Origin of the sequence: Microbulbifer weihaiensis (assembly GCF_048323715.1) — a bacterium.
Classification (GTDB): domain Bacteria; phylum Pseudomonadota; class Gammaproteobacteria; order Pseudomonadales; family Cellvibrionaceae; genus Microbulbifer.
Window position 1 is genome coordinate 22,951 of the sequence record NZ_JBLWFL010000022.1, and the last position, 22,912, is coordinate 45,862.

A 22,912-nucleotide genomic window follows, 5' to 3' on the forward strand; every position below is an offset into this window, starting at 1 on the left:
CTCTCCAGTGTCTATAGTTAAGGGAGTATTGCCTGGCAGGGAAAGTCCGCGGAGGTTTGCAGTGCGGTTTTTCAGATCGGTTCCGGTATTGGCACTGTGCATCGTGGTATTCACTGCCATGGCCACTGGCTGCGGCTACCTGCCCAGTGAGATGGACCCAAAATCCAAGACCCAGAAGTCCAAGTCTGGCGATGAGGATCAAGCGGTAAAAGAGCACACCGCGAGCTGTGACGTCCGTGCCAAGGGTTATAAGCTGGCCAGCTTTGATGACCTGTTCGAGTTCACGGGCGATGCCCGCGAGCCATTCCAGCCCGCCGCCAACCAGCCAGCGAAATACGATGTGCGCGCCTACGTATGGGGATTCGACAACTGTATGGAACGGGGTGCGTGCAATGACGGGGATCACTACTGGCTGATCAAACGCGGACCGGAAGACGATTTTTCCACCTGGGTCGTTACTCCCCAGCATCCACAGATCACCATCAAATCCCGCTGCAGGGATAAGTTCAAGGTCGGCGAGCGCTATCGCTTCTCGTTTAATAACGGCAAGCTCGTGGGTTTCACGAGAAACTGACCCCTCCCCCCGGCCAACTCACACCTCACGCTTTTTCAGGTACTGGCGGATTGCGTCCTGGGCGCGCACATTCTTGCGGCTTTTTTGATTGGCGATACGGGTATTGCTCTGGTTGGCATCCAGCACCCGGGCTTTCTGGTTGTCCTGCCACTGCAGTTCCAGAATTGCCAGTACGGTTTCGCGATGTCGCGTATCCAGCAGCGGAAAGGTCACTTCTACACGGTGATCCAGATTGCGTGTCATCAAGTCTGCGGACGACAGCAATACCTGCTGGTCGCCGCCATTGTGGAACACATAGACCCGCGCATGCTCCAGGTACTTGTCCACCAGGCTGACAACCTTGATGTTGTCCGAGAGCCCCCGGGTCTGGCTCAGCAGTGCGCACATGCTGCGCACGATAATGCGCACTTGCACCCCCGCGCTGCTCGCCTGATACAGGCGCTCGATCAGTTCGGAATCGACCAGGTTATTGCACTTGATAAAGATCTCGCCGCGCCCCCCGGCCACCGCCGCATCGATTTCGCGATCGATGGCCGCCAACAGGTTGGGGCGATTGCTGTAGGGGGATACCCAGAGATGCTGGTAACCCGGTTGCAGATGCGTCTGCTTGATAAAGTCGAATACCCGGAAGGCATCCTCCCCCATTTTTTCGTCGGCCGTCAGCAGGCTGAAATCACAGTAAAACCGTGCGGTGCTCTCGTTGAAGTTTCCGGTACCAAAATGGCTGTAATAAGACTTCCTGCCACCATCTTCGCGCACGATGGAAATCAACTTGCAGTGAACCTTGAGCCCCGGCACACCATAAATGACATCAACGCCGGCATCACTCAATTCGTTTGACCAGTGAATATTCGCCTGCTCATCAAAGCGCGCCTGCAACTCCACCACCGCGGTTACCTGCTTCTGGTTACGCACCGCATTGACCAGTGCCGCCACCACCCGCGAGTTTTTTGCCACCCGGTAAAGGTTGATGCGGATCTCCCTTACCTTCGGATCCAGCGCGGCCGATGCCAGCAGCTTGGTGATCACGCGAAAATCGTGATACGGGTAATAGCACAGGCGATCGGAGGCATCGATCCATTCAAAGATATTCGCACTGTCGGGCAGCGTTGGCAGTGGCTCGCGGGCGCGATAGGTATGCGCCTTCAGATCGGCCGGAAAACTCATGAAGTCTTTTGAGTTATGGTAGCGGCCACCGGGGGTGTAACTGTCGTAGCGCCCCATATTCAGTTTTTTCTTGATCATGTCCAGCAGGACTTCCGGCATGGTCGAGTCATACACCAGGCGTACCGGCTCTGCCTGCTTGCGCTTTTTCAGTGACTTCGCCACCCGGTCGACAATATTCTGGGTTACGTGTTCACCCAGCTCCAGCTCCGCATCGCGGCTGATTTTGAAGGTGAATGCGAGCGCCTTTTCAATCGGCAGTACGCGGCGAAACACATCGATCAGGCAGGCACGAATAACATTGTCGAGTACGATGTAGACCCGTTCGTGCCTTTTCTCCCGCGGCGGAATGGCAACGAAGCGCGGCAGGGTATCGGTAGGGATTTCCAGCCCGGCAAAGCGCAGGCTGCCATCTTCCAGTTCGAGGTAAATACCAAAGTAAAAGCTGGCTTCGTTGAGCAGAGGCATATTGTCGCGGTCGTCGATAAAAAACGGCTCGAGTTCCGGCAATACTTCATTGTGGAAATAGGACTCCACATACAAGCGCTGTTTTTCCGTCAGCTGGCGCTCATTGATCAGGTGGATGTGATGTCGTCCCAGATCCCTGAGGACTTTCACATACGCATTGCTGAAGCGGGTCTGCAGGCGCAGAACCTTTTCATTGATGCTGGCGAGCAAGGCAGAAAAGTGCTCTTTCTTTTTGCTGCCCTTGGCAAACGTGGCCAGACGACGCACATCTGCTACCCGCACCCGGTAGAATTCATCCAGGTTATTGGAGAATATACCCAGAAAGCGCACCCGCTCGATGATCGGCACACTTTCGTCCTCCACTTCCTGAAGCACGCGCGCATTGAACGAGAGCCAGCTCAATTCTTTTGGAAACAACGGGGTATCATGTGCCATATCGGTTGCTGCTATTGTCAATGGCGGATGAGCGAGTTCGGCATCCAGGTTCAGCATACGGCCATCCTACAGCCAGGGAGAATGGCGCGCAGTTTGCTACATTTTTGTTACAACTATTTGACATCAAGCATATATGACCAGCGAAACTGCCGCAGAGCGCTACGCCGCGCTCGACCTTGGTTCCAACAGCTTCCATCTGCTACTGGCAGAATTTCGCGACCAGCGCATGGTGCGCCTGCACACTGATCGCGCCATGGTGCGCCTGGCCGAAGGCCTGGACGCGCAACGCAACCTGAATCCGGCGGTGGCCGAACGCGCGCTCGAAGCCCTGCGGCGCTTCAGCCCGGTGCTGCAGGAATTGCCGCTCGACCGGGTGCGGGTGGTGGGCACCAACACCCTGCGCTGCGCGGCCGAAAATGCCGACGGGTTTCTCGAGGCCGCCGAGGCGATCCTGGGCGTGCCCATTGAAATCATCAGCGGCATAGAAGAAGCGCGCCTGATTTACAGCGGGGTGATGGCGGCCGCCGAGGGGCCACCGCGGTTGCGCTGCGTGGTGGATATCGGCGGCGGTTCCACAGAACTGGTGCGCGGCGTGGAAACCCCCAAGCTGTTGCAGAGCGTCAACATGGGCTGTGTGGCATTTACCCGGCAGTTTTTTGACAGCGGCAAGATCGACGCCGGCAAACGCAACAATTTTGTGCGCGCTCGCCGCGCCGCGCAGGCAGAGCTGCAGGAACTGCGTCACCTGGCGGACGATGCGCTGGTAATCGGCGCCAGCGGTACGGTGAAGTCCGTTGCCCGGGTACTCAACGATGACGAGCTCGCCCCGATCCTGCGCGAGGACATCGATGCACTGGCCGACAAAGTGGCCGGCTACAAGTCGATCGACAAGATCGATCTGGCGCACCTGGATCCCGAGCGGCGCCCGGTATTTGCCGCCGGCCTCGCCATTCTCCACGGAATCTTCCGCGAACTGGATATCCGGGAAATGCATGTTTCCCCTTACGCCATCCGCGAGGGTATCGTGCACGACCTGGCCGGGCGCCTGCACGGCGGTGATCGCCGCGCCGATTCGGTGCGCGCGATGATGGAGCACGGGCAGATAGATACTATCCAGGCCGAGCGCGTTGCCAATACCGCGCTGCAGTTTCTCGGCCAGTTGAACCCGCAGACACCGGTTGCCCAGCGCCGCCTGCTACGCTGGGCGGCAGATCTGCACGAGATCGGGTTGGCGCTGTCCCATGCGAGTTTCCGCAAACTGGGCGCCTATATGATTGAGCATGCGGATCTCGCAGGCTTTGGCAAAAGCGAGCAGGAAAACCTCGCCTATCTGGTGCGTAACCAGCGCGGGGATATCAAGGCAGTGCGCGAACACTACGGTTTCCATCCCAATAACGACCTGCTGCTGTGCCTGCGCCTTGCCTGTATCGTGCACCGGGACCATATCGACCGCAGTATCGATGCACTGCAGCTGTCTGCCGATGGCCCCGGTTACCGGCTGGAAATTGCCGAAGACTGGTTGTACCAGTATCCGGCGATCGAAGACCTGCTGAATCTCGAGGTCGACTGTTGGGCGGAAAAGAAAATCAAACTGAAGTTGAGAATCCAGTGACAACACTGAAATCCCTCGCGCAGGTAAAACTGCACCACCACTATGCCGACCTGGGCGCCGCTTTTGGCACGGCCCTGCCGCCGACGCCACTGCAAAACCCCCGCCTGGTACACGCCAACCCCGCAGTGCTCAGCCTGCTCGGGATCAACCCGGCGGAAGCCGGCAATCCACTGTGGGCCCAGGTAACCGGTGGCGCGACGCTGCTCTCAGGCAGCAAGCCTTTTGCGATGAAATATACCGGCCACCAGTTCGGCAGTTACAACCCGGACCTCGGTGATGGCCGCGCGCTGTTGTTGGGGGAAGTGGAACACGACGGAAAGCGCTGGGACCTGCACCTCAAGGGCGCGGGCCAGACCCCCTACTCCCGTTTCGGCGATGGCCGCGCGGTGCTGCGCTCGACCATTCGCGAATATCTGGCGGGCGAAGCACTTACCGCGCTCGGCATCCGCAGTACCCGCGCCTTGTGCCTGGTGGACAGCGATGAGCCGGTGGCGCGGGAAAAAATGGAAACCGGCGCGGCGCTGATCCGGGTCGCCCGTACCCATGTGCGCTTCGGGCACTTTGAATACCTGTTTTACACCCGCCAGCTGGAGGCCCAGCGCGCGCTGGTTCAGTTCGTGTGCGGGCAGTTCCTGCCGGACAGCGCCGGCGAAGACGCCCAGGCACAGGCCGAGGCCCTGTTGCGCTTCACCGTCGCCCGCAGCGCGGAGCTGGTGGCCGGCTGGCAGTCGGTAGGCTTCGCCCACGGGGTGCTGAATACCGACAATATGTCGATCATCGGCGATACCTTTGATTTCGGGCCCTACGGTTTCCTCGACGATTATGAACCGGGCTTTATCTGCAACCACTCGGATCACACCGGCCGCTATGCCTTTGATGCCCAGCCCGGGGTGGTGCTGTGGAACCTGAATGCACTGGCACACGCCTTTTCCTCACTGCTGGATACGGAAACCCTGAAAGATTGCCTCGGCCAGTACCAGCCACTGCTGATCGACGCCTACGCCGCGCGTATGCGGGCCAAGCTGGGCCTGGAGGTGGAAGATGAGGGCGACCAGCAACTGTGTGCCGACCTCCTGCAACTGCTGGAGGCGGGCTCGGTAGATTACACGCTGTTTTTCCGCGCATTGAGCCGCTACTGCGGTGAGCGTCCGCCACTTGCCCTGGAGGCGCTGTTACCGCCGGCGCAACATCCGGCCCTCAGGCACTGGCTGGACCAGTACGATCACCGCCTGCAGAAAGAGATCCGCGCCAGTGCAGTCCGTTCCCAGGCAATGTTGCACACCAACCCCAAGTTCATCCTGCGGAATTATCTTGCCCAGGAAGTGATCGAGGCGGCGCAGCAGGGAGATTACCGGCCGCTTGGCGATTTCCTGGGCTTGCTGCAGCAGCCGTTTGAGGAGCACCCGGCGTTTGAGCGCTGGGCCGCCCCGCCGCCGGAATCAGGGAAACACCTGCCGATCAGCTGCTCCTCCTAGCGCCTGTGCCCCGGCTGAAGTGGTTGTGACTACACTGAAGCTGGAATACCCGGGCAGTATTTGACCGCACTTGATGGTATGGTCACGCCTGATTTTCAGTAAGGAAACTACCTATGAAATTGCTTGGCAAAACTTTCCTGATCGCCTGCGCCAGCCTGCTCTTCACCCAGTTTGCGCTCGCCGATGTCGTGGGTCGCTGGAAGACCATCGATGACGAGACCGGGCAGGCAAAGTCGATCGTCGAGATTTACGAAAAAGACGGCAAGTATTTCGGCCGCGTGGTGGACCTGCTGATGAAGCCGGACGACACCGTGTGCGATATGTGCCCAGGCAGCCGCAAGGGCCAGAAAATTGTCGGCATGGATATCATCACCAATATGGTGAAAAAGGGTGACGGCTACGAGGGTGGCCAGATTCTCGACCCGGTGAAGGGCAAGGTATACGACTGCAAGCTGTGGGAGGAGGATGGCAACCTGATGGTGCGCGGCTATCTGGGATTCTTCTACCGCACCCAGACCTGGTATCCAGCGAATTGATTTATCCGCCCCGGGCACCTTGCACAGCAAGATAATCCGGTGGCGGTCAGGCACCAGGGGAAGGCTTTTCAGAACCGCTGTGCATACTTCCCTGTACGCTGCGTCGGCGGCGTCCATGTCGCCGACGCTTCCGAAAAGCCTTCCCCTGCCACCTGCCCTTCAATTCAAACTTCAGCGTGGTAAATCCAGTTAATAAACTGCGCTGAAATCAAACGCGAAAGCCTCTTGGTGGCCATGGCGCCCACTACAGCGCTACCGAATACCCAGATAACTAGATACCTAGCCCTTCCTCTCCGGATTAGACAGGAAAAACACCAGCGGCATCGCCGCGATATTGATCCACATCAGCATATAGAAATCGTTCACGTAAGCGATCTCCGCCGCCTGGCGGGTGACTTCCTGCATCAGCACACCCGACATTTCCGACAGCCTGTCCGCTGAGGGCAGCCCATCCAGCAGGCCCGGCGGTATCTGCACCCGCTCCCCCAGCTGCTGCTGGTTTATCCACAGGTTGCGTGACAGCGCCGCCACCACAATCGACACCCCGATACTGCTGCCCAGATTGCGCGACAGGCTGAACAGTGCCGTGGCCTCTCCCCGCAGGCGCGGCTCCAGGGTCACATAGGCCAGGGTTGAGATGGGCACAAACACCAGCCCCAGCCCGAGGCCCTGAACCAGGCCGGTGCGGATCAGGTCCGCGCGACTCACATCCAGGGTAAATCCGGTCATTTCCCACAGGGAAATCGAGATCAGCCCCATGCCCAGCAGGATCAGGTGGCGGGCATCGAAATGCTTCATGAGCTTGCCCACCAGCATCATCGACACCATGGTACCCACACCCCTCGGCATCAGGGTCAGGCCCGTGGTCACCACCGGGTAACCTTTCCACTGCTGCAGGAAGGGCGGCAACAGCGCCATGGTGGCCAACAGGATGATGCCCACGATAAAGATGAACAGCAGGCCAGATACATAGTTGCGGTCGCGGAACAGTTCCGGCGACAGAAATGGCGTCTGGGTAGTGCGGGAGTGCACGATAAACAGGTAGAGCCCCAGCGCCGAGGCAATGGCATACAGCTGGATTTCCAGCGCCTCGAACCAGTCCGCATGCTCGCCGCGATCCAGCAGCATCTGCAGGGCGCCCACCGCCAGTGCCAGCATGGCAAAACCGAAACCATCAAAGCGCTGCTTGCGGGTTTCGCTTTCCGGAACGTAGAAGTAAATTCCCAGCAGCGACAGGATTCCGAATGGCACGTTGATGTAGAACACCCAGCGCCAGGAGTAATACTCGGTCAGCCAACCACCGAGGGTCGGGCCGAGTACCGGGCCAATCATCACCCCCACACCCCAGATACCCATTGCCGAGGCGTGCTTCTCTTTCGGGTAGGTGTCCAGCAGGGTGGCCTGGGACAGTGGCACCAGAGAGGCGCCGAATACGCCCTGCAGTACGCGCCACAGGATCATCTCGTTCAGGCTGCTGGCCTGGCCGCACAGCATCGAGGTCAGGGTAAAGCCCGCCACGGACCACAGGAACACCTGGCGGCGGCCGAAGCGCTGGGCGAGGAAGCCCACCGGGGGCGTCATGATCGCCGCGGCAACGATGTAGGAGGTCAGCACCCAGGTAACCTGGTCGCTGCTGGCACCGAGGCTGCCCTGCATATGGGGCAGCGCCACGTTGGCGATGGTGGTGTCCAGCACCTGCATGATGGTGGCCAGCATGATGCTGAAGGTCACCATCAGCTCACCACCGGATGTTTTGGCCTCGGGCACCGGCGATGACAGCGCGCCGGGCTGTGTCGTCTGGCTCATGTGCGCCCCACCCTTGTTCCGTACAACGCTGCGGACAACTTCAAGTTCAACCTCGAGTTCAACCTAAAGAGCAACTTACAGAACAACGCGGCTGTCATCGGCATCGTCGGAGCGGGCGGAAACCAGTTTGTTGTCTTCGCTGGTGTCGATGGATACTTCCGCGCTCATACCCGCGCGCAACACGGGCGCACCCTCCGCGGGCAGCAGGCGCAGGCGCACCGGCACCCGCTGCACCACCTTTACCCAGTTGCCGCTGGCATTCTGCGGCGGGATCAGTGCAAATTCGCTGCCGCTGGCGGCACTCAGGCTGTCCACCAGGGCCTGGAATTTCACCCCGGGGTAGGCATCCACGGTCACTTCCGCCTGCTGGCCGGCACGCACCTTTTCAAGCTGGGTTTCCTTGAGATTGGCCTCCACCCACATGTTTTCGGTGCTGAGCATACTGACCACAGTCAGTCCGGCCGGCGCCATCTCGCCGGCCTGCGGGGCCGCGTTGGCAATGATGCCGGATACCGGGGCGACGATGCGGGTGCGCGAGAGCTGGTAGCGGGCCTTGTCGAGTCTGGCCTGTGCCACCTTCACGTCCGCCTGCTGTTCCAGCGGCACCTGGGAGCTGCCGCCCAGTTCCGCGCGCAGGCTGGCAAGCTTCTCGGTATTGATCGCGATTTTGGCGCGCGCCTGGTCCAGCTTCTGGCGCGACTCGTCCAGCTGGGACTCCGACAGCGCGACCTTGCCGAGCTTTTCATTGCGCTCCAGCTGGCGGCGGTAGAATTCGGCATCGGTCTGCGCCTGGTGCAGTTCCGCCTCGGCTTCCGCGTAATCCGCCTGGCGCGCCTGGATCAGGTTTTTCACCTGGGCCAGATGGCCCTCGGCTTCCGCCACCGCGAGCTGGAACGGGGTGGCGTCCAGCTGTACCAGCAGATCCCCCTTATCCACATGCTGGTTGGCGCGCACGGCAACTTCGGCAATCACACCGCTCACTTCCGGCGCGAGGGAAACCTTGTCCGCTTTCACATAGGCATTTTCCGTGTGCACACGGCTGCCGCCCCCGAGCAGGCACCAGCCGGCCACGGCGCCGGCCACCAGGATACCCAGCGCAAATCCCATGCGACGGGTTTTGAGTTGTTCCAGAACCTTAGCCACTCACGCTCTCCTCACGGCCCAGGTTCTCGCGAACCCGGCTCAGTAAATTCAGTAATTGCAGTTGCTCTTCCATCGAAATTCCCACCAGCGCCTGGCTGCGCACCTCCTGGGCGAGGCCGCGCAGTGTCACCAGTACCGGCTCGGCGGCAGCGGTTAGAAAGACGCGGAAGCACCGCCGGTCCTGGGGATCCTGGCGGCGCTCTACCAGCCCCTCGGCCTCCAGCAGGTCGATCTGGCGGGTCAGGCTGATGGGCGCCACGTCCATGCGCTCGGCCAGCTCGGCCTGCTTCATGCCCTGCTCCTTGTTGAGGATCCAGAGCACCTGCCAGCGGGAGCGGGTGAGTCCGTGGGACTTCGCCTTGCGGTCGAAATTGCGTTTTAACAGGCGCGCAGCACCGTGGAGTTCGAACCCCAGCTGCGCGGTGGCATCAGTTTTATTCACAGAACAACTTTATTGTCAGGCTTGTTTTAAGGGCGCTTATTGTAAGCTTGCTTATGAATTTCGCAAGTGCGCCGGCTGGCGCCGGGCGGATCGGGCATCTAGGGGGCATTGAGGGTGGGCCAGGGACATAAAAAAAAGGGCCGGCAAAGCCGGCCCTTTTCTATCTGGGGAGTTGTCCGGGTCAGCGCCCCGGATCAGCGACCGATACGGCGCAGTGCTGCAGAAGAGAAGTCACGGCGGTTCACTTCGCTGCCCCACTCCATGAACTTCGGCTCTTCGTTGGCGAGGCCGGTCACCAGGTAGCGGCCGGAATCCAGGTCGTGGAAGACCTCGGCGGACATCCACGGAGTGCCCACATCGTAGAACATCACATTGTGGCCCTCACCCACGCGCCACAGGTTGCCGCGACCGTCGTAGTGATCCACAACCGATACGCCCCAGGTATCTTCGTCCAGGTACATGGTGCGCTTGGCATAGATGTGGCGCTCGCCCTCTTTCAGGGTCGCTTCCACCACCCACACGCGGTGCAGTTCGTAGCGCAGGTACTCCGGGTTCAGGTAGCCGGGCTGCACGATGTCGTCGTAGCTCAGCGAGGTGTCCATCAGCTTGTAGTCGTTGTACGGGATGTACATTTCTTTCTTGCCGATGAGTTTCCAGTCGTACTTGTCCGGTGCACCGTTGTACATATCCAGGTTGTCGGCGGTGCGCAGTCCGTCAACGCCTTCTGCCGGGCCGTCGTAGGCCACGTTCGGCGCGCGGCGCACGCGGCGCTGGCCCGCGTTGTACACCCATGCACGGCGGGCTTCCTTCACCTGGTCCACGGTTTCGTGTACCAGCAGCGCGGTACCGGTCAGGCGTGCCGGCGCAGTGATCTGCTGCAGGTAGTAGAACAGCACGTTGTCGTCACCCTTCTCGTCACGGCCGCCCTCCAGGAACTCCGGCCACACCAGCTGATCGGTGAACTTGACCGGCACGAAGGAGCCGTCAGTCTGCACCGGAATCGCGGTGGTGTTGCGAATCGCGGAGCCGCCGCGGTAGCGGGTGATGTGGTTCCACACCACTTCCAGCGCGCTTTCCGGCATCGGGAAGGGAATCACGGTGTCAAAGTTGGTCACGCCATTGCCGCCGGAAACCAGCTCGGCATTCACGGCGTTTTTCTTCACCACGTCGTACAGGGACTCCGGGTAAGCAGCAGTACGGCGGGTCTGGTACACCGGCATGCGGTATTCCGGGTACTTCTTGAACATCGCAATCTGGCCCGGGCTCAGTTTGTCTTTGTACTGGTCCAGGTTGGCATTGGTGATTTCGAACAGCGGCTTGTCCTCCGGGAACGGGTTCACCGGGCGACCGGGATCGCTGTTGCCCTTCGCCACTTCACCGCCGCTGATCAGTCCGCCGGTCCACGCCGGGATGGTGCCGTCGGCATTGCCCGCCTTCACCGCACCCAGCGGCGTCAGGGAATCACCCAGTTTGGCCGCATCCTGTTCGGAAACCTTGGCGAACGCGTTGCCGCCCATCAGAGACACCAGCAGCAGCGCCGCTGCGGTCATTTTCTTGTTGATTGTCTGTTTCATGTCACTACCTCTTAGTAGGAAACTTTGAAGCTCAGGGACACGAAGTCCTTGTCTTCCAGAATGTTGTGGCTGCCGCCGTCAAATGCGGTGTAACCCAGCGCCGCGCTGTACTTCATCTTGTACACCGCTTCCACGGACAGGCCGAGGGACTTGGCACCTTCGTTGAACTGCTGCCCCGGCTCCGCAGAGTAACCGTCCACGTCGTGGGACCAGGCCAGGGTCGGGTTCAGGGAAATACCGGCAAATACGTTCGGGTACTCCAGCGCGGCGCGCGCGCGATAACCCCAGGCGGTATCGGTGACGAAACCATCGGCTCGGCAGTCGCCGTCGATCCGTTCGCCCATCGCCACCAGATCGCTACAGGTGGCGCCATTGGCCACGGTGAAATCACCGAGGCCAAACACGGTGTTGCGGCCGTAGCGCTGGTCAGAGTCTTCCACGCCGTCCAGCATGGACACACCCACTTCACCGATCAGCGCCAGGCGCGAGGCGCCCAGTACGCGGTCGAAGAACTTGATCGCGGTAACCTGCAGCTGGGTCTGATCAAAGGTGTCGTAGCCCTGAACGATTTCGCCGTAGCCCACTTCGTTCACGCGGTTGGTATACGCAAAGATCGGGCTCTCCGTCAGTGCGCCATTCAGAACATCGGAGCCGTTGATCTGCAGCGGGGTATCCGGCTTGTAGGAGATTTCGCCGGACAGTGCGACACCTGCCACGTTGGTGGCGAAGCTCAGGCCGTACACTTTCAGGTCTTCGGGGAAGTCTACAACGTAACTCGGATTCAGCGCCGACAGCATGCCGCCGGTGGGATCCAGGGATTCGGGAATGAATATCTGATCTACGCCGGCGGCCGGAATCGCGGTGCGAATTGCACTGACGTAGGGCACGCGCGAGTGGATATTCATGAAGTAGGCACCGAACTCGGTGTCGTTCAGCTCTGCAGCGTAATAGCGCGCGGCAAAGCCGTACTGGCCACCGTCTTCCGGCTCCATATCCGCCTGGCGCTGCGCGTAGTAGCCCGTTTGTACCGCCACTGCATCCGACTTGAAGATAGTCACGCGATCACAGCCATCCGCCGCATAGTCGGCGTTGGAGAAGTAGGTACCACAGCCCTCGATCTGGGTCTTTTCCCACTCGTACTGGTAGAAACCTTCAATGCTCAGGTTTTCGGTCACGCCCGCATTGAAGTACGCCATGCCAACCGGCAACAGGCCTTCCTTCAGTTCGGCGCCCGGGCGGCGGAATGCGCTCACATCCACCGGGTTGATGGCATTGATACCGCCCTGGATAAAGGTGCTCTCACCCCAGCTCAATACCTGGCGGCCCAGGCGCAGGCTGAGCGGCATCTCGGCAATATTGGTGTCCAGGTAGGTGTAGGCATCCAGCAGCGCGACGCCGGAGAATTTGGCAAATTCGGAAAAACCTTCGTCGGACAGCGGCGCACCGGCCGCGTAGTTATTGGAGTTGGTACCGTGCGCACGGTTTTCGTCTTCCAACTCTTTGTCGTACCAGTACTTCACGCGCATGAATACGCCGAAGTTGTCTTTCGACAGTTCGATATCGTGTACGCCCTTGATGATCTTGGAGAAGGTCTCGCCTTTCTCGAAGTTCAGGTTGCCGTCATCGGTGGTGCTGGTGAAGCCGGTGCCGCCGTTGAGGGAACCGATAAAATACGGATCGGCCTCTTCCACGCGCCAGCTTGCGCCCACGTCCAGCTGGGAAGTGACGCGCAGCGCAATGCCATCATCGTCACCAAAGTAGAATTCGGCTGCTTGGGCCGGTGCGACTGCGGCGCCGATTGCCAGGGCAATCAGGGCGGGTTTGAAACTGGATAACTTTATTGTTTTCGGCATAGATGCTCTCTCCCATACGTGGGGGAAAACTTGACACGTAAAGCTGGAACGGTCGATCCCATTCCATTTGCGCAGTACGCCAACTTTTTATCCGCACGCGCCTAAATCGCCAAAAGCGGGGTGCAGAGATAATGGAAAGACAGGTAAAGGCACCAACTGGCCGGCGGCGCAAAACGGTCATACTTTGCGCGCCCTGCGCATCAAACACACAGGTGGAACCGGCCTCTCGGGGAGACCGGATCGCGGGAAGCAGGGATACCAGGGGGAAAATACGGGAAGCGCGGAACCGGACTCAGTTCAGCTGAGTTGCCGGCTGCTTGTCCCGGAAGTCACCGGGGGTCAGCCCGGTCCAGCGTTTGAATGCGCGATTGAAATTGGTCACCGACGCAAATCCCACCAGGTAGCCGATTTCACCCAGCGACAGGTGGGGCTGCTCCAGGTAATTGATCGCCAGTTTCTTGCGCGTGCTCTCGAGGATTTCCTTGTAACTGGTGCCCTGCTCACTCAGCCGACGCTGCAGGTTGCGCAGGCTCATCCCCAGTACTTCCGCCACATCCCCCTGCGCCGGCGTATTGCCCGGCAGGTAATCATAGATCTTGCAGCGAACCAGGTTGACCAGGTCATTCTTGTCCACGCGGGACAGGAACTCATCCAGCATGATCTCGTGATTGCGGGCGATTAGCGGGTTGTGGGTGAACAACTTGCGTGTGGCATGCTCGCGGCGGAAAACCAGGGCGTTGTGCGGGTGACCGTAATGCACCTCACAGTTGAAAAATGCCTGCAGTGCATCGGGTTCAGCCAGGGGTGCCTCCGCTTCCAGGAAGACGCAAAGCGGTGTCAGATCCGTCTGCACCAGGTCACGGGCGAACTTGACCAGCGATGCGAGAAAAACCTCAGCCTCGCGCAGCCCGAGCCCGGGCACAATGCGTTGCTCAATACGCACCGGGCGAATACTGAACTCGACGCCCCCCGGCACCTCGTTCAGGCGCACATTACACAGGCTCGACACGATGCGGCGGTAGCGCACGATGTAATCGAGGCTGTCTTGCAGCGTTTCCGCCGACATCATGGCGTAGCCCAGTACATGCAGCATGCTGGGGTGGAAGTTCTCCGCCAGCCGCACGCGCAGGTCCTCGCCCGGCGCACGTTCGCTGGCGTAGTTGAGCAGCCGGATCAGTTTGGCGAGGGTGATCCTGGACTCACGATCCCCAACCTCATCCATATCGATATCGCAGGCAGCCAGCGCAGCCTCGATATTGATATTGCAGGACTGCATGATCCGGATAAAAGGTATCAGCCAGCCACTTATGACCGCATGTTCAATGTTCACTTCATCACCCGATATCAGCTCCGGTAACACTGGTAAACCGCACCAGCGTCAAATTGGGACGGAAGTCTAACAAGAACTCCGCTGCACATGCTGTAACTAAATCTACCAGGCTGCTTGGAAAGCTGACCCGGCGCCGGGCCGGGTTCACCCCCGGCGCAACCTGCGATCCGCGACCATTCGTTCACCATTCGCCAGCGGCGGCCGCCAGGGAAAGGGCCACGAACACCGGTGCGGGTTTGGATAATGAATTGGCGCGTATGACATATCGAGTCGCGCAGGTGCTGCCAGATAATCCAGTGGCCGAATAATAAGCAGACGCAAGCGACTTATGAGACTTTCCCGACTCTTCATGCCCCGGCTCTTGCTGCCGGCGCTGATTGCCTCCCAGCCCCTGCTGGCGAGTGCCAAAGTAGAACTGCTACAAACTCCCGCCCTGCAAACGACCCGCGCGGCCCAGAGTGTTCTTACCAACCTGCATCCTTTTGACAACGGCTACCTGGTGACCGGGGAACGCGGTCTGCTGTTGCAATGGCAGGCCAACGGCCAGTGGCAGCAGCTGGATTCCCCGGTGAGCGTAGGACTGACGGCGGTCACGGTACTCCCTGACGGCAGCGCGGTCGCGGTAGGGCACGACGCCGCGATCCTGCGCCGCGCGCCCGGTGGTGTATGGCAGAAAGCCTTCGATGGCTACGACCTGACCCGCCTGCAGATCGCCGCCCTGGATAGCCGCCGCGAGCAACTGCAGGAGACCATTGACAGTGCGCCAGATGATGCCGATATCGGCGAGCTGGAGTACCAGCTCGAAGAGCTCGAATTCAACCTCGAAGACACCCGGGCTGAACTGGAAACCGGGCCAAACAAGCCGCTGCTGGATATCGTCTCCGCCGGTGGCAAGCGCCTGTTCGCCGTGGGCGCCTACGGCACCCTGCTGCGCAGTGACGACGCGGGCAGCAGCTGGCAACTGCACAGCGCCAGTCTCGACAATCCCGATCGCTTTCACCTGAACGCCATCACCCGCGCTGACGACGGCAGTCTGTTCATCGTCGGCGAGAGCGGCCTCGGTTTCGTGTCCCGCGACAGCGGCGACAGCTGGCAGGCGCTGGATCTGCCCTACGACGGCAGCCTGTTCGGCATTGCCACCCGGGCGGCCAACCTGGTGGCCTTCGGCCTGCAGGGCCATGTACTGGTATCCAGTGATGGCGGTGACAACTGGCAGCACCAGAAGGTGAATGCCGGTGCCAGCTTCCTCGGCGGCACCATCGATGCGGACGGACAGGCAGTGCTGGTCGGCCACGGCGGTATCGTCGCCAGTTTCCCGGTCGCGCAGCCCGATGCCATCACCGTGCGCAAGCACCCGTCCGGCGCAGCCTTCTCCGCTGTAGCCGCACAGGACGGGCAATTGATTCTGGCGGGCCAGTTTGGCGTAACTGCCTGGGACATGAAGCGAGGTAACAGCAAGTGACCCAATCATCCACAAACAACACCAGCGCCCCGACCTCCCGCGTGGAGCGCGCCTGCGAAGCCGCGGTCTTCGGCCGCCGCCCGCTGGTACTGACCGTACTCACCCTGCTGTTGCTGGTACTGACCTGGCAGGGGCTGCAGGTGCGCCCGGAAGCCAGCTTCACCAACATGATTCCCGGCAACCACGAGTTCATCAACAACTACATGGACTACCGCCAGGAGCTTGCCGACCTCGGCAACGTGGTGCGTATCGTGGTGGAAAGCAAAGAGGGGGATATCTTCACCCCGGAATTTCAGGAAGTACTCAAGCAGGTCACCGATGAGGTGTTCTATGTGCCGGGCGTAAGCCGCGACGGCCTGAAATCCCTGTGGACACCCAACGTGCGCTGGCAGGAAGTGACCGAGGAAGGTTTCGTCGGCGGTGCGGTAATCCCGAATGGCTACGACGGCTCCGAGAAGATGGTCGCGCGCGTGAAGGAAAACGTATTCAAGTCCGGCCAGGTGGGCGTACTCGTCGGCAACGACTTCCGCTCCGCGATCGTGCTGGCGCCGCTGCAGGATGTGAACCCGGAAACTGGCAAGCCGCTGGACTACCGCGAGCTGTCCGACTTCCTGGAACAGAACGTGCGCGACAAGTACAGCAGCGACCAGGTGCAGATCCGTATCGTCGGCTTCGCCAAGGTGATCGGCGACCTGATCGACGGCGCCGTGCAGGTGGTGATGTTCTTCGTGCTCGCAGTACTCATCACCTTTGCCCTGCTGTGGCTCTACTCCCGCTGCCTGCGCAGCACCTTTACCGTGCTGGCCTGCTCGATCTTCGCGGTATTCTGCCAGCTCGGCGTACTCAACCTGCTGGGCTACGGCATCAACCCCTACTCCATGCTGGTGCCGTTCCTGGTGTTTGCCATCGGCGTCAGCCACGGGGTGCAGATCATCAGCGCGGTGATGCACAACACGGTGCAGGGCGCGGACAAAGTGAGCGCTGCGCGCCTCGCGTTCCGCTCGCTATACCTCGCCGGGATCACCGCACTGGTCAGTGACGCCATCGGCTTCACCACCCTGATGGTGATCGACATCGGCGTAATCCGCGAGCTGGCGATCGCCGCCAGTATCGGTGTGGCGGTGATCATCGTGACCAACCTGGTGGCACTGCCGATCATTTCCAGCTACGTGGGCGTTTCCGCGCGCGGCCTCGCTTATGCGCGTGCGCGCCAGGATCAGGCCTCGCTGGTGGAGCGCCTGTTCGCGCGCTTTGCACGTCCGCAGCAGGCCAAGGCCATCCTGGCCATCGCCCTGGTTCTGTGTGGTGCCGGCGCCTACTACGCGCAGTTCATGAAGATCGGCGACCTCGACGCCGGCGCCCCGGAACTGCGCCCGGATTCCCGCTATAACCGCGATAACGCCTACCTGGTGAACAATTACAGCACCAGCACCGATGTGTTCGTGGTGATGGCGAAGACCAGTGCCGAGCAGTGCGTCGCCTATGAAAACCTGGTGTGGCTGGATCAGCTGGCCGCGCACATGGGCAATGTGCCCGGCGTGCAGAAGGTTTCATCCGTGGCTGACGTATCCAAGTTCGGCAACTTCGGCATGAACGAAGGCTCGCTCAAGTGGTACGGCCTGAACCGCAACCAGTTCATCACCAACGCCTCCGTGGGCAAGGCCCCGCCCGGGCTGATCAATGCCGACTGCAGCATGGCGCCGGTGCTGGTATTCCTGAACGACCACAAGGCGGAAACCCTGGAGCGGGTGGTGGCAGCCGTGCAGGCATTCAAGGCCCAGCACACCCCCGACTCGGTGGAGTTCCTGCTGGCCGCCGGTAATTCCGGTATCGAAGCCGCGACCAACGACGTGATCGAAGACGCCCAGGTTGAAATGCTGATCTGGGTCTACGGCGTGGTGATCGCCCTGTGCCTGCTCACCTTCCGCTCGCCGCGTATCGTACTCGCAGTGGTGGTACCGCTGATGCTCACCTCGCTGCTCGGCCAGGCGCTGATGGCGCTGATGGGTATCGGCGTCAAGGTCGCAACCCTGCCGGTGATCGCCCTCGGCGTGGGTATCGGTGTCGATTACGGCATCTACATCTTCACCAAGGTGCGCGAGGCCCTGGCGGACGGTAAAAACCTGATCGAGTCCTACGCCTACACCCTGCACCAGACCGGCAAGGCGGTGGCGTTTACCGGCGTGACCCTGGCCATCGGTGTCGCCACCTGGGTGTTCTCGCCGATCAAGTTCCAGGCGGACATGGGCCTGCTGCTGACCTTCATGTTCCTGTGGAATATGCTCGGCGCCCTGATGCTGGTACCGGCGATTGCCTGGCTGCTGCGTATCGACAACCTGGCGGCCAAGCCGGCTGTGGATAACAGTGCAGCTGCGCCCGCTGCCGGTCAGCCTATCGAGACCGCCACCGAGGCACCGCGCGCAGCCAAGCAGGCGGAAACCGAACCGGCCTGATTGCTGAAGCGCTTAAGTCGCAACAACATTCGCGACAACAAAAAAGGGCAGCCCATTGGCTGCCCTTTTTTTTGCTCCGGCGGAGTGCCCACCGGAGCGGGTCGACTCTGGAAAAAGTACTACTTCCTCTGCACTTCCACCTTGTCCACTTTCTGGAAGCCGCGCGGCAATTTGTTGCCGCGGCGACCGCGCTCACCCTGGTAATGCTCCAGCTCCGCGATCTTGATCTTGGTGTGGCGCTTGCCGGCGTGGATCAGCAACTGGTCATCGCCCTCCAGTACTGCGATACCGACCACGATTTCCTCGCGGCTGGCGGCGCGGGCCGATGGGATATTGATGATCTTGTTGCCCTTGCCCTTGGACAGCTCCGGCAGTTCGGTTACCGGGAATACCAGCATGCGTCCTTCACTGGTAACCGCCGCCAGCAGCGCGGTATCCGGGTTCTCGATTTCCTGCGGCGGCAGCACGCGGGCGTTTTTCGGCAGCGACAGCATCGCCTTGCCCGCCTTGTTGCGCGACTGCAGGTCGGCGTACGTGGCGATAAAGCCGTAACCGGCATCGCTGGCCAGCAGCACTTTCTGGTCGTCATTGCCCATCAGCAGCCCCTCAAAGGTGGCTCCGGAGGGCGGGTTGATGCGGCCGGACAGTGGCTCGCCCTGCCCGCGTGCCGACGGCAGCGAGTGGGAGGCGATGGCGTAGCTGCGCCCGGTACTGTCCAGCAGCAGCGCCATCTGGTTGCTCTTGCCGCGGGCCGCGTACTTGAAGCTGTCACCGGCCTTGTAGCTCAGTGAGGTCGGGTCGATATCGTGACCCTTGGCCTGGCGGATCCAGCCCTTGTCCGACAGCACCACGGTGATCGGGTCGCTGGTGAGCAGGTCCGTTTCGCTGAACGCCCGGGCTTCCTCGCGCTCGACGATGGGCGAGCGACGGTCATCGCCGAACTCGTCCGCGGCTTCCAGCAGCTCTTTCTTGATCAGGGTCTTCAGGCGGCGCGCACTTTCCAGGGTCTGGGTAAGCATTTTGCGCTCTTTTTCCAGCTCGGCCTGCTCGCCGCGGATCTTCATTTCCTCGAGACGGGCCAACTGCCGCAACTTGGTTTCGAGGACGTATTCCGCCTGCACGTCACTCAGCTCGAAGCGCCTCATTAATTCTTGTTTGGGCTCTTCGTGGGTGCGGATGATCTCGATCACTTCATCAATGTTGAGGAAGGCGATCAACAAACCGGCCAACAGGTGCAGGCGCTTCTCGACCTTGTCGAGGCGGAACTGCAGGCGGCGTCTTGTGGTAACCGTACGGAAACTCAGCCACTCGCTCAGGATCTTGTCGAGGGACTTCACCTGCGGGCGGCCGTCGATGCCGATCATGTTGAGGTTGACCCGGTAGCTCTTCTCCAGGTCCGTGGTGGCGAACAGGTGGTTCATCACCTGATCCAGATCCACGCGGTTGGACTTGGGCACGACCACCAGGCGGGTGGGGTTCTCGTGATCGGACTCGTCGCGCAGGTCGGCCACCATCGGCAGCTTCTTCGCCTGCATCTGCGCGGCGATCTGCTCCAGCACCTTGGAGCCGCTGGCCTGGTAGGGCAGTGCGGTGATAACGATATCGCCATCTTCCCTGGTCCATACCGCGCGCATTTTTACCGAGCCCTTGCCGGTCTCGTACATTTTCTGCAGGTCGGCGCGGGGCGAAATGATCTCCGCCTCGGTGGGCATATCCGGGCCCTGGATGAATTCGCACAGTTCGGAAACCGTCGCCTTGGGGTTTTCCAGCAGGTGCACCGTGGCATCCACGACTTCGCGCAGGTTGTGCGGCGGGATGTCGGTTGCCATACCCACCGCAATACCGGTGGTACCGTTCAGCAGGATATTCGGCACCCGCGCCGGCAACACCGCTGGCTCATCCATGGTGCCGTCGAAGTTCGGCTGCCAGTCGACTGTGCCCTGACCGAGCTCCGACAGCAGCACCTCGGAATACTTGCCCATGCGCGATTCGGTATAACGCATTGCGGCGAAGGATTTGGGATCGTCCGGGGAGCCCCAGTTACCCTGGCCATCCACCAGCGGATAGCGGTAGCTGAAGGGCTGCGCCATCAACACCATTGCCTCATACACGGCGCTGTCGCCGTGCGGATGGTATTTACCAATCACGTCACCCACGGTACGGGCAGACTTCTTGTATTTGGCGGTGTTCTTCAGGCCCAGCTCGCTCATGGCGTAGACGATGCGGCGCTGTACTGGCTTCAGGCCATCACCGATATTGGGCAGAGCGCGATCCAGGATCACGTACATGGAGTAGTCCAGGTACGCTTTCTCGGTGTATTCCGCCAGATGCTGGCGTTCTGACGCTTCGTAGACAGAGGGCTCAGTCATACTGCGAGAGTCTCGTTATTTTGTTCGTTAAGAGGGGGAGGATTATGGCGGCGAATCGCGGCCGGTTCAAAGTGGGCGGAAGTAATCTCACGAGAGAGGCCTTCTACAAGGCCATTTCCGCTCACTTTTCATCCACCAAAGACGCAAGGCTGTGCGGTAGCGGCCACCCGCCGCTGCCGCACACTTCATCAACCTTAACATCAGATATGCTAACGTCCTGCGCACGCCAACGACACACCCCATCAATCGGGAGACCTGGATGCCCGCACTATTCGCTTTCCTGCACCACCTGGCCTTCCTGGCCATGACCACCGTACTCACCATGCAACTGGTGCTGCTTGGCCAGCCATTGACGTTACCGAGCGCACGCAAGCTGCGAGTCGTCGACCGCATTCTCGGAGTCTCTGCAGTTGCGCTTCTGGTGCTCGGGCTGCTGCGGGTGTTCTTTTTCGAGAAGGGCCCAGGCTACTATTTCCACAACGGTGCCTTTCACGCAAAACTCACGCTGTTTTTCATTGCCGCGCTCCTTTCCATTTATCCCACCATTCAGTTCCTGCGCTGGGGCAAGGCCGTCCGTCAGCAGCAGATTCCGCAACTGGATGATCGCAAGCGGCGCTGGATGCGTATCATCGTGCATACTGAACTGACCGCCATCATCGGCATGGCCCTGTGCGCAGCGCTCATGGCAAAGGGCATTGGCCAGTTCGGCCAGGTGACGTAAAAGCGGTAAAAAAGTGGGCCGTTAAAAAATGGGCCGTAAAAAAACAGGAACAGGCATTGGGGAAACTTACACTATCCGGTCTGTCCATCGGCGCACTGGAAAATATCAACCTGGCGATAGCGCCGGGGGAGATCGTCTGCCTGTCCGGCCCCTCTGGCTGCGGCAAAAGCCGCCTGTTGCGTGCCATTGCGGATCTGGATCCCCACGGCGGCCGGGTGAGCCTGGGCGACAGTGACCAGGATACCCTGCCCGCCCATCTGTGGCGCGGCAAAGTGATGATGGTGCCGGCCGCAAGTGCCTGGTGGTACGACACGGTTGGCGAGCACCTGGGTGACGCCGCAGCGCCCGCGCTGAGTAAAGTCGGGCTGGAAGGAGATGTATTGCAGTGGCCGGTGTCCCGCTTGTCCTCCGGCGAAAAACAGCGTCTGGCTCTGGTGCGGGCGCTGTCCCTTGAACCCTCCGCCGTGCTGCTGGACGAACCCACCGCCAACCTGGACAAGGACAGTACCGCCAAAGTGGAAGCGTGGCTGTGCGATCAGATTCGTGAGCGCAGCCTGCCGACGCTCTGGGTCGCGCACCATGAAGACCAGATTGCACGGGTGGCCGATCGCCATTTCCGCATCAACGGCGCCGGCATTGAACCGGTGGAGGTGTCGCGGTGAATATCATTGCCCTCTCCTGGTGGCAGCTGGCACTGGCAGCCCTGCTGGTGATTGCGCTCGCCTTCTGCACCTTTGCCGCGCGCCTGGGCGTGGGCAAGTCCCTGCTGATTGCCGCCACCCGCACCGCCATCCAGCTCACGCTGGTGGGGCTGGTCCTCGAGGCCCTGTTTGCCGCGGGCAGCCTGCACTGGGTTGTCCTCATGAGCCTCGCCATGCTGCTGCTCGCCGGTCGCGAAGTGGTGGCGCGGCAAAAATACCGACTGCGCGGAGGCTGGAGCTTTGGCATCGGTACCCTGTCGATGTTTATCTCTGCGTTTGCGGTCACCATCCTGACACTGGTCGCAGTGATCAGCCCCACCCCCTGGTACGAGCCGCAATATGCGATCCCCCTTTTAGGCATGCTGCTCGGCAATACCATGACCGGCATCGCCCTCGGGCTGGACAGATTGACTGAGAGTGCACGGCGCTCGCGGGACATGATCGAAAACCGCCTGATGCTTGGCGAACCCTGGTTTCGCGCGATCAGGGATTTTCACCACGAAGCCATGCGTGCCGGGCTCACCCCGATCATCAACGCCATGGCCGCCGCGGGCATTGTCTCGCTGCCGGGAATGATGACCGGCCAGATACTCGCCGGCACCCCACCGGCGCTGGCGGTGAAGTACCAGATCCTGATCATGTTCACCATCGCCGCCGGCACCGGCTTTGGCACTTTCGCGGCGGTGGCGCTGTGCGCGCGCCGGCTGTTTGACGGGCGGGAGCGGCTGCGGCTGGATCGGCTGCATACGCCGGGATAACTTACACCGGTACATCTAACACCGGGATGCCTAGCG

General features: G+C 60.7%; 17 protein-coding genes. 9 read left to right on the forward strand and 8 right to left on the reverse strand.

The annotated features are described in order from the left end of the window. The first annotated feature begins 61 nt into the window (after nt 1-61). Nucleotides 62-574, forward strand: coding sequence for a hypothetical protein (locus tag ACNKU7_RS17850; RefSeq protein ID WP_418298345.1), 513 nt, complete (start codon nt 62-64; stop codon nt 572-574). 18 nt (nt 575-592) lie between these two features. On the opposite strand, the gene ppk1 is transcribed toward ACNKU7_RS17850, so the two are convergent. Further along, a complete protein-coding gene (ppk1, locus tag ACNKU7_RS17855) occupies nt 593-2,698 on the reverse strand; it encodes a polyphosphate kinase 1 (RefSeq protein WP_418298346.1) in 2,106 nt (701 codons plus the stop codon). Nucleotides 2,699-2,774: 76 nt separating this feature from the next. Here ppk1 and ACNKU7_RS17860 point away from each other — a divergent pair, with 76 nt between their 5' ends. The 3 genes from ACNKU7_RS17860 (at nt 2,775) to ACNKU7_RS17870 (ending at nt 6,264) form a co-directional block, all read left to right on the forward strand. Then, nucleotides 2,775-4,253 carry a Ppx/GppA phosphatase family protein gene (locus ACNKU7_RS17860; RefSeq protein ID WP_418298347.1) on the forward strand — a complete coding sequence of 493 codons (1,479 nt, stop codon included), beginning with the start codon at nt 2,775-2,777 and terminating at the stop codon, nt 4,251-4,253. Next, the gene (locus tag ACNKU7_RS17865; RefSeq protein ID WP_418298348.1) at nt 4,250-5,728 is read left to right on the forward strand and encodes a protein adenylyltransferase SelO; all 1,479 of its coding nucleotides are present in this window, start codon (nt 4,250-4,252) and stop codon (nt 5,726-5,728) included. Before ACNKU7_RS17860 ends, ACNKU7_RS17865 begins: the two co-directional genes overlap by 4 nt. Before the next feature lie 113 nt (nt 5,729-5,841). Next, nucleotides 5,842-6,264 (forward strand): DUF2147 domain-containing protein, encoded by a 423-nt coding sequence (locus tag ACNKU7_RS17870; RefSeq protein WP_418298349.1) that lies wholly within the window; start codon nt 5,842-5,844, stop codon nt 6,262-6,264. A 279-nt stretch (nt 6,265-6,543) separates the two neighbouring features. On the opposite strand, the gene ACNKU7_RS17875 is transcribed toward ACNKU7_RS17870, so the two are convergent. From ACNKU7_RS17875 to ACNKU7_RS17900, 6 genes are all read right to left on the reverse strand, one after another. After that, a complete protein-coding gene (locus ACNKU7_RS17875) occupies nt 6,544-8,070 on the reverse strand; it encodes a DHA2 family efflux MFS transporter permease subunit (RefSeq protein WP_418298350.1) in 1,527 nt (508 codons plus the stop codon). Nucleotides 8,071-8,145: 75 nt separating this feature from the next. Next, nucleotides 8,146-9,213, reverse strand: a complete 1,068-nt coding sequence (locus tag ACNKU7_RS17880; protein WP_418298351.1) for an HlyD family secretion protein — start codon at nt 9,211-9,213, stop codon at nt 8,146-8,148. Continuing rightward, a complete protein-coding gene (locus ACNKU7_RS17885) occupies nt 9,206-9,655 on the reverse strand; it encodes a MarR family winged helix-turn-helix transcriptional regulator (protein ID WP_418298352.1) in 450 nt (149 codons plus the stop codon). Before ACNKU7_RS17885 ends, ACNKU7_RS17880 begins: the two co-directional genes overlap by 8 nt. A gap of 194 nt (nt 9,656-9,849) precedes the next feature. Next, entirely contained in the window at nt 9,850-11,229 is a 1,380-nt protein-coding gene (locus ACNKU7_RS17890; RefSeq protein WP_418298353.1) for a DUF1329 domain-containing protein, read from the reverse strand. 11 nt (nt 11,230-11,240) lie between these two features. Continuing rightward, nucleotides 11,241-13,082: a DUF1302 domain-containing protein gene (locus ACNKU7_RS17895; RefSeq protein WP_418298354.1), complete on the reverse strand. Its 1,842-nt coding sequence runs from the start codon at nt 13,080-13,082 to the stop codon at nt 11,241-11,243. Nucleotides 13,083-13,374: 292 nt separating this feature from the next. Next, nucleotides 13,375-14,412 carry an AraC family transcriptional regulator gene (locus ACNKU7_RS17900; protein ID WP_418298355.1) on the reverse strand — a complete coding sequence of 346 codons (1,038 nt, stop codon included), beginning with the start codon at nt 14,410-14,412 and terminating at the stop codon, nt 13,375-13,377. A 328-nt stretch (nt 14,413-14,740) separates the two neighbouring features. On the opposite strand from ACNKU7_RS17900, the gene ACNKU7_RS17905 reads away from it, so the two are divergent. Further along, nucleotides 14,741-15,874, forward strand: coding sequence for a WD40/YVTN/BNR-like repeat-containing protein (locus ACNKU7_RS17905; protein ID WP_418298356.1), 1,134 nt, complete (start codon nt 14,741-14,743; stop codon nt 15,872-15,874). After that, nucleotides 15,871-18,327, forward strand: a complete 2,457-nt coding sequence (locus ACNKU7_RS17910; protein WP_418298357.1) for an efflux RND transporter permease subunit — start codon at nt 15,871-15,873, stop codon at nt 18,325-18,327. Before ACNKU7_RS17905 ends, ACNKU7_RS17910 begins: the two co-directional genes overlap by 4 nt. 119 nt (nt 18,328-18,446) lie before the next feature. On the opposite strand, the gene parC is transcribed toward ACNKU7_RS17910, so the two are convergent. Next, nucleotides 18,447-20,696 carry a DNA topoisomerase IV subunit A gene (gene parC, locus ACNKU7_RS17915; protein WP_418298358.1) on the reverse strand — a complete coding sequence of 750 codons (2,250 nt, stop codon included), beginning with the start codon at nt 20,694-20,696 and terminating at the stop codon, nt 18,447-18,449. A gap of 259 nt (nt 20,697-20,955) precedes the next feature. Between parC and ACNKU7_RS17920 the strand changes: the two genes are divergently transcribed. Genes ACNKU7_RS17920 through ACNKU7_RS17930 form a run of 3 tightly spaced genes read left to right on the forward strand, consistent with a single transcriptional unit; the run spans nt 20,956 to nt 22,876 of the window. Then, a complete protein-coding gene (locus ACNKU7_RS17920) occupies nt 20,956-21,417 on the forward strand; it encodes a DUF2214 family protein (protein WP_418298359.1) in 462 nt (153 codons plus the stop codon). Between the two features lie 56 nt (nt 21,418-21,473). Beyond that, nucleotides 21,474-22,079, forward strand: a complete 606-nt coding sequence (locus ACNKU7_RS17925) for an ABC transporter ATP-binding protein (RefSeq protein WP_418298360.1) — start codon at nt 21,474-21,476, stop codon at nt 22,077-22,079. Next, a complete protein-coding gene (locus tag ACNKU7_RS17930; RefSeq protein WP_418298361.1) occupies nt 22,076-22,876 on the forward strand; it encodes an ABC transporter permease in 801 nt (266 codons plus the stop codon). Before ACNKU7_RS17925 ends, ACNKU7_RS17930 begins: the two co-directional genes overlap by 4 nt. Nucleotides 22,877-22,912 lie beyond the last annotated feature (36 nt).